The sequence below is a fragment of the Pseudomonas sp. PDM02 genome (genome assembly GCF_014852285.1).
Lineage (GTDB): Bacteria > Pseudomonadota > Gammaproteobacteria > Pseudomonadales > Pseudomonadaceae > Aquipseudomonas > Aquipseudomonas migulae.
The window spans coordinates 415,662-428,874 of the sequence record NZ_JACVBL010000002.1 but is presented as its reverse complement, the minus strand read 5'-3'; the positions used below and the strand labels follow the sequence as shown (position 1 = coordinate 428,874).

Annotated in this window: 12 protein-coding genes; 4 read left to right on the top strand and 8 right to left on the bottom strand. The window is 60.1% G+C overall.

Features of this window, described 5'->3' with window-relative positions; all coding sequences use genetic code 11:
- Positions 1–126 precede the first annotated feature (126 nt).
- Genes IB245_RS05425 through IB245_RS05415 form a run of 3 tightly spaced genes read left to right on the top strand, consistent with a single transcriptional unit; the run spans position 127 to position 3,113 of the window.
- Complete coding sequence (locus IB245_RS05425) at positions 127–1,302, top strand: NAD(P)/FAD-dependent oxidoreductase (protein WP_192226910.1); 1,176 nt, start codon at positions 127–129, stop codon at positions 1,300–1,302.
- Positions 1,299–2,111 carry an aldo/keto reductase gene (locus tag IB245_RS05420; RefSeq protein ID WP_008027882.1) on the top strand — a complete coding sequence of 271 codons (813 nt, stop codon included), beginning with the start codon at positions 1,299–1,301 and terminating at the stop codon, positions 2,109–2,111. Before IB245_RS05425 ends, IB245_RS05420 begins: the two co-directional genes overlap by 4 nt.
- 33 nt (positions 2,112–2,144) lie before the next feature.
- On the top strand, positions 2,145–3,113 hold the full coding sequence (locus IB245_RS05415; protein ID WP_008040396.1) for a hypothetical protein: 969 nt from the start codon (positions 2,145–2,147) through the stop codon (positions 3,111–3,113).
- 137 nt (positions 3,114–3,250) lie between these two features.
- Here the strand turns inward: IB245_RS05415 and hldE are convergent, their stop codons facing one another.
- The 4 genes from hldE to msbA form a co-directional block, all read right to left on the bottom strand.
- Positions 3,251–4,675 carry a bifunctional D-glycero-beta-D-manno-heptose-7-phosphate kinase/D-glycero-beta-D-manno-heptose 1-phosphate adenylyltransferase HldE gene (gene hldE / locus IB245_RS05410; protein WP_008040393.1) on the bottom strand — a complete coding sequence of 475 codons (1,425 nt, stop codon included), beginning with the start codon at positions 4,673–4,675 and terminating at the stop codon, positions 3,251–3,253.
- 102 nt (positions 4,676–4,777) lie between these two features.
- The gene (gene cysC, locus IB245_RS05405) at positions 4,778–5,383 is read right to left on the bottom strand and encodes an adenylyl-sulfate kinase (protein WP_192226909.1); all 606 of its coding nucleotides are present in this window, start codon (positions 5,381–5,383) and stop codon (positions 4,778–4,780) included.
- Entirely contained in the window at positions 5,376–6,080 is a 705-nt protein-coding gene (locus IB245_RS05400; protein WP_192226908.1) for a sulfotransferase family 2 domain-containing protein, read from the bottom strand. Before IB245_RS05400 ends, cysC begins: the two co-directional genes overlap by 8 nt.
- Before the next feature lie 185 nt (positions 6,081–6,265).
- Positions 6,266–8,065 carry a lipid A export permease/ATP-binding protein MsbA gene (msbA, locus tag IB245_RS05395; RefSeq protein WP_008040387.1) on the bottom strand — a complete coding sequence of 600 codons (1,800 nt, stop codon included), beginning with the start codon at positions 8,063–8,065 and terminating at the stop codon, positions 6,266–6,268.
- A 115-nt stretch (positions 8,066–8,180) separates the two neighbouring features.
- On the opposite strand from msbA, the gene IB245_RS05390 reads away from it, so the two are divergent.
- Complete coding sequence (locus IB245_RS05390; protein WP_008040384.1) at positions 8,181–8,822, top strand: hypothetical protein; 642 nt, start codon at positions 8,181–8,183, stop codon at positions 8,820–8,822.
- A gap of 42 nt (positions 8,823–8,864) precedes the next feature.
- Here the strand turns inward: IB245_RS05390 and IB245_RS05385 are convergent, their stop codons facing one another.
- Genes IB245_RS05385 through IB245_RS05370 form a run of 4 tightly spaced genes read right to left on the bottom strand, consistent with a single transcriptional unit; the run spans position 8,865 to position 13,210 of the window.
- The gene (locus tag IB245_RS05385) at positions 8,865–10,016 is read right to left on the bottom strand and encodes an O-antigen ligase family protein (protein ID WP_008040383.1); all 1,152 of its coding nucleotides are present in this window, start codon (positions 10,014–10,016) and stop codon (positions 8,865–8,867) included.
- Positions 10,017–10,020: 4 nt separating this feature from the next.
- Positions 10,021–10,788, bottom strand: coding sequence for a glycosyltransferase family 2 protein (locus tag IB245_RS05380; protein WP_192226907.1), 768 nt, complete (start codon positions 10,786–10,788; stop codon positions 10,021–10,023).
- A 38-nt stretch (positions 10,789–10,826) separates the two neighbouring features.
- Positions 10,827–11,783, bottom strand: a complete 957-nt coding sequence (locus tag IB245_RS05375; RefSeq protein ID WP_192226906.1) for a glycosyltransferase — start codon at positions 11,781–11,783, stop codon at positions 10,827–10,829.
- Positions 11,780–13,210 (bottom strand): PIG-L deacetylase family protein, encoded by a 1,431-nt coding sequence (locus IB245_RS05370; RefSeq protein WP_192226905.1) that lies wholly within the window; start codon positions 13,208–13,210, stop codon positions 11,780–11,782. Before IB245_RS05370 ends, IB245_RS05375 begins: the two co-directional genes overlap by 4 nt.
- Between the last annotated feature and the right edge of the window lie 3 nt (positions 13,211–13,213).

The window sequence follows — 13,213 nt, the reverse complement described above, 5'->3', positions numbered from 1 at the left end:
CAATATAAAAGTTGCCTGACGCACCGCCTTCGCGAGCAAGCCCGCTCCCACAGTTTGATCACCAACAAATCCCCACTTCTTCGAGTCTGTATACTGCGCCCTCGTCTTGAACACTGAGGTCGCTGCATGCCATCCGTTATTTCCACCGACGTTTTGATTGTCGGCGCTGGTGTCGCCGGCCTCTGGCTGAATGCGCGCCTGCGCCGCCAGGGTTTTTCGACCGTGTTGGTGGAAAGCGCCACCCTCGGTGGCGGGCAGAGCCTGAAGTCCCAAGGCATCATCCACGGCGGCGCCAAGTACGCGCTGCATGGCGCCCTGACCGGCGCCTCGGAAGCCATCGCCGACATGCCGCGCCGCTGGCGTGAAGCCCTGGCCGGTGACGGTGAACTGGATTTGTCCGGTGTGCGCCTGTTGTCCGAAGCCCATTACCTCTGGTCCCCCGGCACGATCGCCGGCAACCTCACCAGTTTCTTTGCCAGCAAAGCCGTGCGCGGTCGCGTCGATCAGGTCAAGGGCGACCAATTGCCGCCGGCCCTGCAAGACAAGCGCTTCAAGGGCAAGGTCTATCGCCTGGCAGAACTGGTGATCGACGTGCCAAGCCTGATTCAGCGCCTCGCCGACCTGGCCGGTGACGGCTTGCTCGCCGGTAAGACGATCGAGCCGTTGCTGGACGCTGGCGTTCTGGTCGGCCTGAAGGTCGACGAGCGTGAAATCCGCGCCCAACGCATCATCTTGAGCGCCGGTGCCGGGACGGCAGCGCTACTCGAAGCCCTGGGGCTGACCAAGCCCGCCATGCAACGTCGACCGCTGCACATGATCATCGCCAAAGGGCCCGGCCTCAAACCGCTGTACGCCCATTGCCTGGGGGGCGGCACCAAGCCGCGCATCACCGTGACCACCCATCCGGCCGCCGATGGCCAATGGGTCTGGTACCTGGGTGGCGATATCGCCGAGGCCGAAGGGGTTGCCCGCGAACCCGCCGAGCAAATCGCCACCGCGCAAAAAGAACTCGGCCAATTGCTGCCATGGATCGACTTGAGCACCGCGCAATGGGCGACCTTGCGCGTGGACCGCGCCGAGCCGCTGCAATCGGGCCTGACGCGACCGGACAACGCCTTCCTTGCCGAAGAAGGCCGTTTGCTGGTCGGCTGGCCGACCAAACTGGCGCTGGCGCCGGACTTTGCCGACCGTGTCATCAGCTCATTGCAACGTGACGGCATCCAGCCAAGCCATCCCGCGCCGCTGCCCGAGTTGCCAAAGCCGCCGATGGGCGTCCCGGCCTGGGAGCAACTGCTGCCATGAGCCAACCGACCCTGCACGACTTGCATCGCCCGCTGGGCAGCACCGGCCTGATGGTTTCGCCCCTGGGCTTGGGCACCGTCAAACTCGGCCGTGATCAAGGCGTGAAATACCCCAACGGCTTCCAGATCCCCGACGATGACGAAGCGCGCATGCTGCTCAAACTCACGCGCGACCTGGGCATCAACCTGATCGACACCGCCCCGGCCTATGGCCGCAGTGAAGAACGACTCGGCCCGTTGTTGCGCGGTCAACGCCAGGACTGGGTGATCGTCAGCAAGGTCGGCGAAGAGTTTGCCGACGGCCAGTCCCGCCACGATTTCAGCGCCGCGCATACCCGGCTCTCGGTGGAACGCAGCCTGCAACGCCTGGAAACCGATTTTATCGATCTGGTGCTGGTGCACTCCGACGGCAACGATCTGGCGATCCTCAACGACAGCGAAGTCTACGCAACCCTCGCCGCGCTCAAGGCCGAAGGCAAGATTCGCGGCTATGGTTTCTCCGGCAAAACCGTCGAAGGCGGTTTGAAGGCTCTGGAACAAGGTGATTGCGCGATGGTCACCTACAATCTGAACGAACGAAACGAGAAGCCGGTCATTGACTATGCTGCTGATCACGGTAAAGCCATCCTGGTCAAAAAAGCCCTCGCCAGCGGTCACGTCTGCCTGAGTCCAGGTGTGGATCCGGTGCGCGCCAGTTTCGAGTTGTTGTTTGAACATCCGGGTGTGGCCAGTGCTATTGTCGGGACCATCAATCCGCTGCACCTCGCCCACAACGTCGCGACCGTTGCCCAGGTCCTACGTAGCAACTGATGCCGCCCCACGCGGCCTTAAGCAGGAGCCGACATGCCGCGTACGCTCATTAGAAAGAACCCGAGCAACTTCAAGACCCTGCCGTTATTCGTCGAAGCGACTCCCGAAGGCCTGAGTTATCAAAGCGTCGGGATGCCGCTGAATTTTTCCCAGACCTTGCAACGTCGCCGCCCGGTGACGGTGGCTGACAGCGAACGGTTCGCCGTGGAGCTGGCCAATCTCGGGGTTTCGGTACGCCTGACCCTGCATTGGCAGAATCGCGATTACTGGGTGTTGGTACGTCAGCGTCGGCAAGACCGTGGCGATGTGGTGCTCAAGCTGATCTCCGGTTACGTGCCGGCCCACGAACTGAACCTGCCGCTGCACACCGCCATCCAGGAGATTGCCGAAGAGTGCCTGCTGGAAACGCCGGAAGGCTGGCTCGGCGGGCGCTTCAACGACACCTGGCTGCCGGCGCCCTACTCCGCCGCGCTGCACTATCGCGAGGCGTTGCCGTTTCGATTGACGCCGCTATCAGGCTCGGCGCGGCCGGTGCGCTGCGCCAACCTGCAGTTGATCGAACGACCGCGCGCCTATGTGCACCTGCCGACCGCGTCGCTGCAACTGATCTATGACTTGCGCCTGGACGTGCCCAAGGAAGCCAAATCCCTGAGCCTGTTTCATGTCGACGAACGACTGGAGGGCGATCAACTGGTGGCCCGACTAGACCGCAAGCGTCCCGACTTGTACCTGATGCCGTTGCAGGACGGCCAGCCGATGGCCGAGTTGTATACCCTGAAAAAGGATCACCTTTACCCGGCGAGCACGCGCGGCTTGTATCTGGCAGAGAGTTTTGCCCAGCAGCAAGGCTGGCTGGTGCGCGATGAGCGGATTCGCTGGAAGGATTGGGTGCGCCAGCAAGGCTTGAACCCGCCGGGGAAAGATTCCGGTTTGGCGCGGTTGCGCGGGAAGGCGAAGCAATTGCTGAAAAAGATCGTGCCGCGCAAGAAGGTCAGTTCCTAAAAACCCAGCATGCGTACACCTAACCCTGTAGGAGCTGGCTTGCCAGCGATGGTCGTTAACGATGACGCGTGTCTACTGAGTAAACGCGGCGCCCTTGAGCCCATCGCTGGCAAGCCAGCTCCTACAAAAGTTTGGTATCACTCGGACTTGCGGATTTTTTCGACTATCGCGGTCGTGGAACTGTTTTCCACCAGCCCCAGCACTTTTACCGTTCCGCCATACGCCGTCACGATGTCCGCACCGACGACCTGGTCGATCCCGTAGTCCCCACCCTTGACCAGCACGTCCGGCTTGACCTCGCGCAGCAGGTTTTCCGGGGTGCCTTCAGGGAAGCTGATCACCCAATCCACCGCACCCAGACCTGCCAGTACCGCCATGCGACGGTCGACGCTGTTGATCGGACGACCTGGCCCTTTCAGGCGGCTGACCGAAGCATCGTCGTTGACCGCAACGATCAGACGATCGCCTTGAGCTCGCGCCTGTTCGAGGTACGTCACGTGGCCGGCGTGCAGGATGTCGAAGCAGCCATTGGTGAAGACGATCTTCTCTTTATGCGCACGCGCATCATCGACCGCCAGCAACAACTGCTCAAGACCCAGCACACCGCGCTCGGAACCTTCTTCACGCTGGATGGCGCGACGCAGTTCCGGGGCGCTGATGGCCGCCGTACCGAGCTTGCCGACAACGATGCCTGCCGCCAGGTTGGCCAGGGCCACGGCGTGAGGCAATTCCTCGCCCGCGGCAATCGCCGCCGCCAGGGTGGAAATCACCGTATCGCCAGCACCGGTCACGTCGAACACTTCACGGGCCCGAGCCGGCAGGTGCAACGCCGGATGATCCGGGCGCAACAGGGTCATGCCGTGTTCGCCGCGGGTCACCAGCAACGCGCCGAGGTCGAGGTCGTGCATCAGCTGCGCGCCCTTGCTCACGAGTTCATGCTCATCGGCGCAACCGCCGACGATGGTCTCGAATTCGCTGAGGTTCGGAGTGATCAGGCTCGCACCCCGGTAGATCGAGAAATCCTTGCCCTTGGGATCGGCCAGCACCGGAATGCCACGGGCACGGGCGGCCTGGATCAGCACTTGATGATTTCTCAACGCGCCTTTGCCGTAGTCGGACAGCACCAGCACCTTGATGCCTTCGAGCAGTTCATCGACTTGCTCGCTGAGCGCCAACGCGTCGGTGGCGAAGGGTTCTTCAAAGTCGATACGCAGCAGTTGCTGGTGACGGCTCATGACCCGCAGCTTGACGATGGTCGGCTGGTGCGCGATGCGCTGGAACAACGCCCGTACGCCAGCGCCCTTGAGGCTGTTGGCCAGGCTGTCGGCGGCTTCATCGTCGCCGGTCACGCCGACCAGTGAGGCCGGTGCGCCGAGGGCGGCAATGTTCAGGGCAACGTTCGCGGCACCGCCCGGGCGGTCCTCGATTTGCTCGACTTTGACGACGGGTACCGGCGCCTCAGGGGAAATCCGTGAGGTACCACCATGCCAGTAACGGTCGAGCATGACATCGCCGACCACCAAGACAGGGGCTTGATCGAATCGCGGCATGGACAACTTCATGGAGCAACCCACATACAGAATGAACAGGGGCGGGATATTAACACAGGGTTGGCGTGGGCTTGTGTGGCGGCTGCAACGGGATGATTTTGCAGGGTTTATTGCTCATTTATTGAGCAATAAACCCGATAACCGCCGGCAAGCGTCTGCCATCTCCAGCGTTTGCGTGTCGATTTCACACTCGGCGCACAACGGTGCCTCGTAGGGACTGTCGATCCCCGTGAAATCCTTGATCCGTCCTTGCCGGGCCGCCCGATACAAGCCTTTTGGGTCGCGCTGCGCGCACACCGCGAACGAGGTGCTCACATACACCTCGATAAAATCGCCCTCGGCGAACAGGCGCCGCGCCGCTTCACGCTCGGCCCGAAACGGCGAAATCGCCGCAACAATCACGATCAGGCCGGCATCGACCATCAGCCTCGCCACCTCGGCCATGCGCCGGATATTTTCCCGACGACATTCAGCCCCCATCCCCAGGTCACGGCACAGACCGGCGCGCAGATTGTCACCATCGAGCACAAAGGTATGCCGCCCGAGCTCGTTGAGTTGTAGCTCTAGGGCATTGGCCAGCGTTGACTTGCCCGCACCGGACAACCCCGTCAGCCAGAGGCAGCGCGGCCGCTGCGATTTGATCGCGGCACGATCGTTGATCGACAGCGACAACGCATAAGGCCTGATCCCGGGGACTGACATCGACAGCGCCTCATTCATAACCGAGCATCTCGTAATCGCGCTGGTACACCCGCCGTACCAACCGGCGGGTGCGCACCGAGCAGAAGTCACGGGCAGGCGCCGTGCGCCGCTGCTGCGAGCTGTTGATGTGCGGCAGCGGCACCGCGTCGCCCACCTGCTCGCACACGCGCTGAAAGTCGCGCTCCAGATGCTCCTGATAGCCAATGAAATCCAGAGCCAGGTGCCCGAAGGAATCGGTGAGAAAATCCGTTTGCGCAGCGAAATGCAGCTGCCGGTGGATCGTTTCCGGGTGCAGCCAACGTGCGACAAAATCGTCGAAGTCGCGGTAGTGGCTGACCAGTTTCTGCGCGGGCCGGTCGCGCAGGCTCAGCTCGTTGCCCCGCAGAAAAGCGTAGGCCGAGTACGCCCTTTCCAGCGGATCGCGAACAAAAGCAAACTTGAAACTGTCGGCAAACTGCTCGGGAAATTGCTGTTCGTACCAGTACAAGGGCAAGTGCCCCGGGCTCCAGCCATCGAACAGCGCCGCACAGACGCTGCTCCCGGCGCATTTGGGGACGTGAATGAACAGACAGGAACGCTGTGTGAAAGGCTGGGGATAACACAGGTTGGCCGACATCGACCGATTGACCACCTGACGGTCCACGACCGACAGACGCCCCAGCAAGAATTGCCGTTGCGCCTTGGGCAACAGCTTCCAGAGATAACGTTGCAACATTGCAGCACCCGCGCGAAGGGGATGGCCCCCTCGATTGAAGTCAAAGTTCGTTCAGGAACCTTAACAAGCGCGTTGCCGAGATTTATTCAGGTTTGGTCAAGAAAGGTAAAGGTCTGGATACAATTCACCGGACGCATTGCACGTCGATGAGCGCGAGGGTGAGCCAGGCTCACCCTCGCGTCGGGTCAGGCGATGTTTTCTGCCGGTGCATCGAGCCCCATCGCATGCAGGCGCGAGTAGTAGCCGTTTTGCGCCAGAAGCTGGGCGTGGGTGCCGCGCTCGACAATTTCCCCATGATCCATGACCAGGATCAGATCGGCCTTCTCGATGGTCGACAAGCGGTGAGCGATCACCAGCGTGGTGCGACCTTTCATGACCTGATCCAGTGCCGCCTGAATGTGCCGCTCGGATTCGGTATCGAGCGCCGAGGTCGCCTCGTCGAGAATCAGCAACGGTGCGTTCTTCAACAAGGCCCGGGCAATCGCCAGACGCTGACGCTGACCACCGGACAGCAACACGCCGTTTTCGCCGACCTGAGTGTCCAGGCCTTGCGGCATTTGCGAGATGAAGTCCATCGCATAAGCGTCCGCGGCGGCCTTTTCGATGTCTTCACGCGGCGCACCGGCGAGGTCGCCGTAGGCAATGTTGTTGGCGATGGAGTCGTTGAACAGGGTCACATGCTGCGTCACTTGCGCCACATGGCGACGCAGATTACGCAGACGGTAATCTTCGATTTCAACGTCATCGAGCAGGATTTCGCCGGTTTCATGGTGATAGAAACGCGGAATCAGACTGGCCAGGGTCGACTTGCCGCTGCCGGAACGCCCCACCAGCGCGATCATTTGCCCCGGCGCCGCGGTGAAGCTGATGTTCTTCAGCACTTCACGGTCGGTACCTGGGTAGGTGAAGCTCAGGTTACGCACTTCCAGGTGACCGCTGACGCGATCGCGCTCGACGGTGCCGGTGTCGATCTCAGGCTCGACGTCCAGTTGCTCGAAAATGCTTTCGGCACCGGCGACGCCTTTCTGGATGGTCGAACTGACTTCCGACAACTGGCGAATCGGTTTCGGCAACAGGCCGGCGGCGGTGATGTAAGCCACCAGGTCACCTGCGGTGGCATCGCCGCGCAGGAACAACACGAGGAACATCAGCACTGCCATGGCGGTGTAGATCACCAACTGCAGCATCGGCGTGTAGACCGCGCCGGTCTTGGTCATGCGCAATTGCTTGTCGGTGTTGCCCTGACTGGCTTCGGCAAAGCGCCGCTCTTCATAGCTTTCACCGCCGAAGCTGCGCACCACGCGATAGCCCTGAATGGTTTCGGACGCCACGTGTGTCACGTCGCCCATCGCCACCTGGATCTTCTTGCTTTGCTTGCGGAATTTCTTGCTGGCGCTGCTGACCATGATCGCGATGATCGGCAGGATCGCCAGCATCACCAGGGTCAGTTGCCAGTTCATCCACAACAGATAGGCAAACAGGAACACCACGGTCAGGCCTTCGCGAATGACCACTTTGATGGCATCCGTGGCAGCACCGGTGACCATGGTCACGTTAAAGGTGATGCGCGAAATCAGGTGCCCGGAGTTATGGGTGTCGAAATAGCGGTTGGGCAGCACCAGCAATTTGTTGAACAGCTCGACGCGCAGGTCATGGACCAGACCGAGGGAGACCTTGGCCAGGTAATAGTTGCCCAGGAACGACCCCAGGCCTTGCCATGCCGCGATCAGGATGATCAGCAGCGGCACGGCCATCAGCAACTGCAAGTCTTTTAGGTAGGGAACATTCGGGAACAGCACCGCTTCGGGGTTGCTCAAGCCGTCGACGAAGTATTTGAGAATCCCGGCCAGCATCGGCTGTGTCGAGGCAAAAATCACGAAGCCAATGATACTGATGGCAAACAGGCCCCAGTACGGGCGCACATACGACAGCAGGCGCAGGTAAATCTTCAAGCTCGACGGCGCAGGCGAATCAGGGCTAGTCATGAGAACCCGTTGTATGAGAAAAGAGCCCGCGAGTGTAACACAGGCCATTTTAGTCGCTGAGCTGCGGTAATATGGCCGGCTATCCATGCCTCACGGCGTCGACCCCGGAGTATTGATGCAAGCGCTTGACCACACCCGATACCTCGCCCTGCGCGAGGGTGCACAAGTCCTTGAAGCGGATGGTTCGGGAGACAAGGTGCTGCGGTTGACGGACGGCTCGATCCTCAAGCTGTTCCGCCGCAAGCGTCTGTTGACGTCGGCCGCCTGGTATCCGTACGCCAAACGTTTTGCCGACAATTGTGATGCATTGCGTGAACGGCACATTCCCTGCCCGTCGATTCGTCAGGTCTACCGCATCGCGAGTATCGAGCGCGATGCCGTGCACTACGATCCGTTACCGGGTCAGACCCTGCGCCAGTTGCTGGACGACGAAGGCGACGCTGATCCGCTGCGCGGCCAGTTGGGGGCCTTCATGGCGACCCTGCATGAGCGCGGGATCTATTTCCGCTCGGCGCACCTGGGCAACATCGTGCTGACGCCCGAGCATCAATTGGGTTTGATCGACATTGCCGATATGCGGGTCTATCGCCGTCCGCTGCGCAAGACCCTGCGGCTGCGCAACTTCAAGCATATGGTGCGTTACCCGCAGGATCGCCAGTGGTTGCTCGACGATCGCGGTGAGGTGTTCATGCAGAATTATGGCCAGACCCAGAGCGTTTGCTCTGCGGAAGAACTGAGCATCGCCCTGCAAAAATGATCTGGACACCTTCGCCTCCGGGGAGGAGGCGAAGGTCAGGCATTACGCCAGTGCCTGGCGTCGCGCTTTCAATACACGCGAGAGAATCATCGCCGAAGGCAGCAACACCAGTGGCCACAACTCGTCCGGGTTGCCGATCAGCAAACTTCCATCGAAGTTCAGCATCACCAACGCACACGCCAGGTAAACACCCCACGCATCGCGCAGACGCCAGGCTTGCCACAGCGAAGCCACCATCAACCCGACAAACAGCAGCAACGCCACCGCACCGCCGTAAAGCCCCATGGCCACGAAGATATTGTGCGGATGCTGGATCGGCATCGTGCCATCGAGCAACTGTTCAGTATGGAAACCGATGCCGCAGCCCAGCGCCCAACCGCAGTTGCGCCACTCGCCGATCATGATGTGGAAGATTTCGATGCGGTACGAATCACCCCGGTTCCACAGGGACAGGAACCAAAGCTCGTTGTGCACCATCCAGAACAACAGACCGAGAATCACCAGGCCAACCGCCATCGCACTGCCCACCAGCCGCGGCTTCTTGTAAAGCGCGTAAAGCAGCCAGGCGCCCAGCAGGAAGGCTCCGCCCACCAACGCGGTGCGTGTCTGCATGACAAAGACCACGGCGAACACCGCCAGGAAGACAGCCAGGCCACCTTCGATCAGCCTCCGCTCCTTGACCCACATCGGCAGCGCCAGCCCCAATGCGCAGAACAGCCAGATACTGGCATAGATGACATTTTCCAGACGCCCTGGAAGCAGTCCGACACGGATGCCGACGGCATACTCACCGGTCACCCAGGCGTAGATCGCCGAACTGAACACGTACAACGTCAGGACCCAGAACTGCGCACGAACGAAGGCCGAGCTGCGGAAAAACTGTGGATTGGTGAGGGCGCCCACGACCATCACGAACATCAGCACATAGAAAATGTGCTTGAAGAACTGCGCATGTCCGGCAATCGTCGCCGGAACCAGAAACCACAACAGGAAAGCCAGCCACCCCAGCGCCAACGGGAGCTTGAACAGGCCTGCACCGCGCTCCTTGACCAGAAAGACCAGCCCAGGCAAAACCATCAGGCCGTAATACAGGTTGTTGGTCCACTTCGAAGACCAGCCCACCACAAAACTCAACAGGAACAAGCAAAGTGCTGCCCCGAAGTACGACGTGATGGTGATTTTTCCTGGCTTCATGCCGCTAAATTCCATTGACTACCCAACCTATTGCCACACCAAGAATCAGGGCCACGACCAGCTTGATTCGATCGAGACGTTTACGCCTTAACTTGTTTTGCCGCTCCTGTGGAACCACCACGTGCTCACCGAAACCGGTGTGCAGTACCGCGTCGTTCTCCAGAATCAGCGCATAGCGGTTTTCGCCGGCATACAGGCGCGACAGGTCTTTCTCTCCGGAAAAAGCGGAGTACGGTGCATGAATCAGGTAATCGGCACGGCGTCGCAAGCCCGGGTTCAGGGAGAAGCCCTGCCAGTCGGCCTTGTGCGAGCCCAGCACATAGAAAGGAATGCCGTGGCTGACTTTGCGCTCGTTCAAAAACACATAAGGGCTGTGAACCTTGAGGTCATGATTGAAGCTGCGCAGCCACACCTGCAAGGCTTGCGGATCTTCTTCCAGCAAGCATTGGGACTCTTCGATAAAGCCTTCGCGGTAGAAGTCCCAGTCGTCTTCGCAGTGGAAAATCCACGAGGTCTGCACCTCGGCATAGGCCGCATCGATGGATCGTAGCTGGCCCAGTCGCGGATTGTTGATGAAGAACCGGGTATGCGCCCGCCAGTGCTCCGGAATGCAGGCCTCGACGGCACTGTCGCCGGAGTCCTCGGTAATGAATACCCTGCGGATGGGAGCCGTATTGAACCGGTCAAACGTCTCCAGGGTTCGCTTCAACAGATCGAAGCGACCGCAACTGGTGATGACGACCGAAATGTCGCTAGTCTCGCTGAACAGCATTTATTTACACCGCTCCATTAGTGGTTTTACCGCCGGCTTCACAGCCCGAGCGTTAAGCGTATTTTTTCTTTCCAGCCCAGCGGAACGTGCTCGCGCAGCGGCGCGCGCAAGGCGTCGACAATCGCATGCCCAACGGCGCGGAAGGTGTAACGCTGCTCTACCAGAGCCTGCCCGGCCAATGAAATGGACTCGGTCAGTTGCGGGGACTCACGCAACACCGCAAGTTTTTCCCTCAGCTCCTCGCGCGTTCGATAAAGCACAATGTTGTGCATATCGACAAAGCCCAGTGCGCGATTCTCTTCTTCGCCCTGATCGTAAGCAAACAACACACAACCACAGGCCATAGCCTCGAAATTCTTGATCATGTATTCGCCCATGCCGACATCGGCACTCACGAAACAACGGATCCGGCTCAACGTCTCGCAGTATTCCTCACCCGACTTGGTGCGCGTGATCAGCAGGTTTTCGACTTCGGCCACGGACTCGAGCATCGCCCTGCGTCCGGCATAGGCAACACTGTTCAGGCTGCCGACGAAACCCAACTCGATGTCACGTTCACGCTGACGGTTCTGCAACAGCGCCTGATCGTAGCCCTTGGGCACGAAATGCGCGTCAAAGCCTTCATCGCACAGGCGCTGGCTGACCATGTAACCCGAGCTGATCACCCGCGCCCAGGGCAACTTGCGGTAATGGGCGCTGAACTTTCCGGTGTACTTGCACGGAATGTAATTCTGGTACGCATCGTGTTCCAGAATAACCAGATTGGGCAGGGTCTGTATGAACCTCACCTGTCTGATTTCTTTTTTGAAGCGCAGGAAGAACACGATCCGGTCATAGCGAGAGACATCTACGTGCTTGCGAAAGTAGCCACGCAAGTCGTCCTGTTCCTCACTGGTCAATTCGCGCTTGTCACACTCGCACTGCTCAGCGATACCGTCATACAGCCGGTCGAGGATCGCTCGCTGCTCTTTCTGCACCAAAAACAGAACTTTCAATTGGTCTCTCTCTTTCCCGACAGCTCATGGACCCAGAATAATTCATGGCGTCGCACCGCTTTACGGAAGAACTCGTTTTCGCCGAAAGCCGGCCATTGCCTGGCAGCCAGGCAACGTTGTATCGCCCGGCGGAGTAAACGCTTGAGGGGAAGTCGCGGCTGAAGGTCGTGCATCATGCCCAACGACATGGCCTTGTGCCACTGTTTTTCGGTCGACAGACAAAGCGACCAGGGGCGCAATGGCTCTTCGGCACTGATCTGCGGAGGCATCGCCACACCCGCACCGGCATCGCCCATTGGCCAGCGATCGTTATCGTGCAGGTGATTGGCGTAATGCAACAAAGTCTCGGGCTGCCAGGCTGTACCGCCCAGCGCCTGCATCACTGCTTGTTGCGAACACAGGTGGTCCGGGTGCGGGTCAAAGCGCGGATGCGGCAAGACAATGACCTGGGGCTGAATGCGCTCGATCAGCTCTTTCAGGTCGGCCAGCAGGTTGTTCCAGGACGGCACGCCATCCACGTCACTGCCCAGGGCGAACGGATTGAATCGGCGAAAATAACGGGTATCGCCCAGTTGCGCCTCGCGGGACAACACGGCCTCGGCCGGCGCGTTTTGCATGGCAGGCAACTGTAGACAGAAGTAGCCCAGCTGGACACAGCGTTCCTGGGGTACGCCGCCCCACAATGGCACGCTGATACTGTCCCAGGCGCGAAGCGAACCTTTCAAGCGGGATGCTTCGACGCCTTTGAGCCCCATCTGCTGATAGTGTTCGGCCTCGATTTCACCGGCGGTCAAGGTCACGATCCAGCTTTCGCTGGCACTGCTGTACAAGCCGAACGCGGCCAATTCGGCATCGTCGGCATGGGGCGCGATCACCATCACCCGCCGATTGCTGTAATCCGGATGTTCGAACGCCCAAAGTACCGGTTCGCCGAGCAATCGGCAGAAACGCCCGCGCAAACGCAACTCGCCTTTGGACAGAACCTGCGCCTGGCCGCTGAGATTGAGGTAACGCAGACCGCTCACACCACGCTCAAAGACTTGCCGGTCCGGACTGTCGCCACCCGACAATTCCACTATCGGGTCGAGAAAGCGCCCCAGCCAGGTGCTTTTGATCCGTAACGCCAGCACCAGGGTCGCGTCGTCCACCAGCATGACGCCGTCATCCAGCCGCAAATGCTCACCGTCCAGGTGAACCTTGGGTTGTTGGGTATAGGGCGGAAAGCTGTACTCGTAATCGTCTTTGGGCGAATAAAACAAATGGTCGGCAAACCATGCTTCGTGAGCGATCCAGCCCAGGACCGCCAGAATCAGCGGCAACCACCAGGCCACCAGCACGCCGATGGCAATCAACAGCACCAGCGCGACCAGCAGGCCGATGCGTTTCTGGCGCCGATGGCGCTTGAGCAATTGCTGTTTACGGCTCATGGA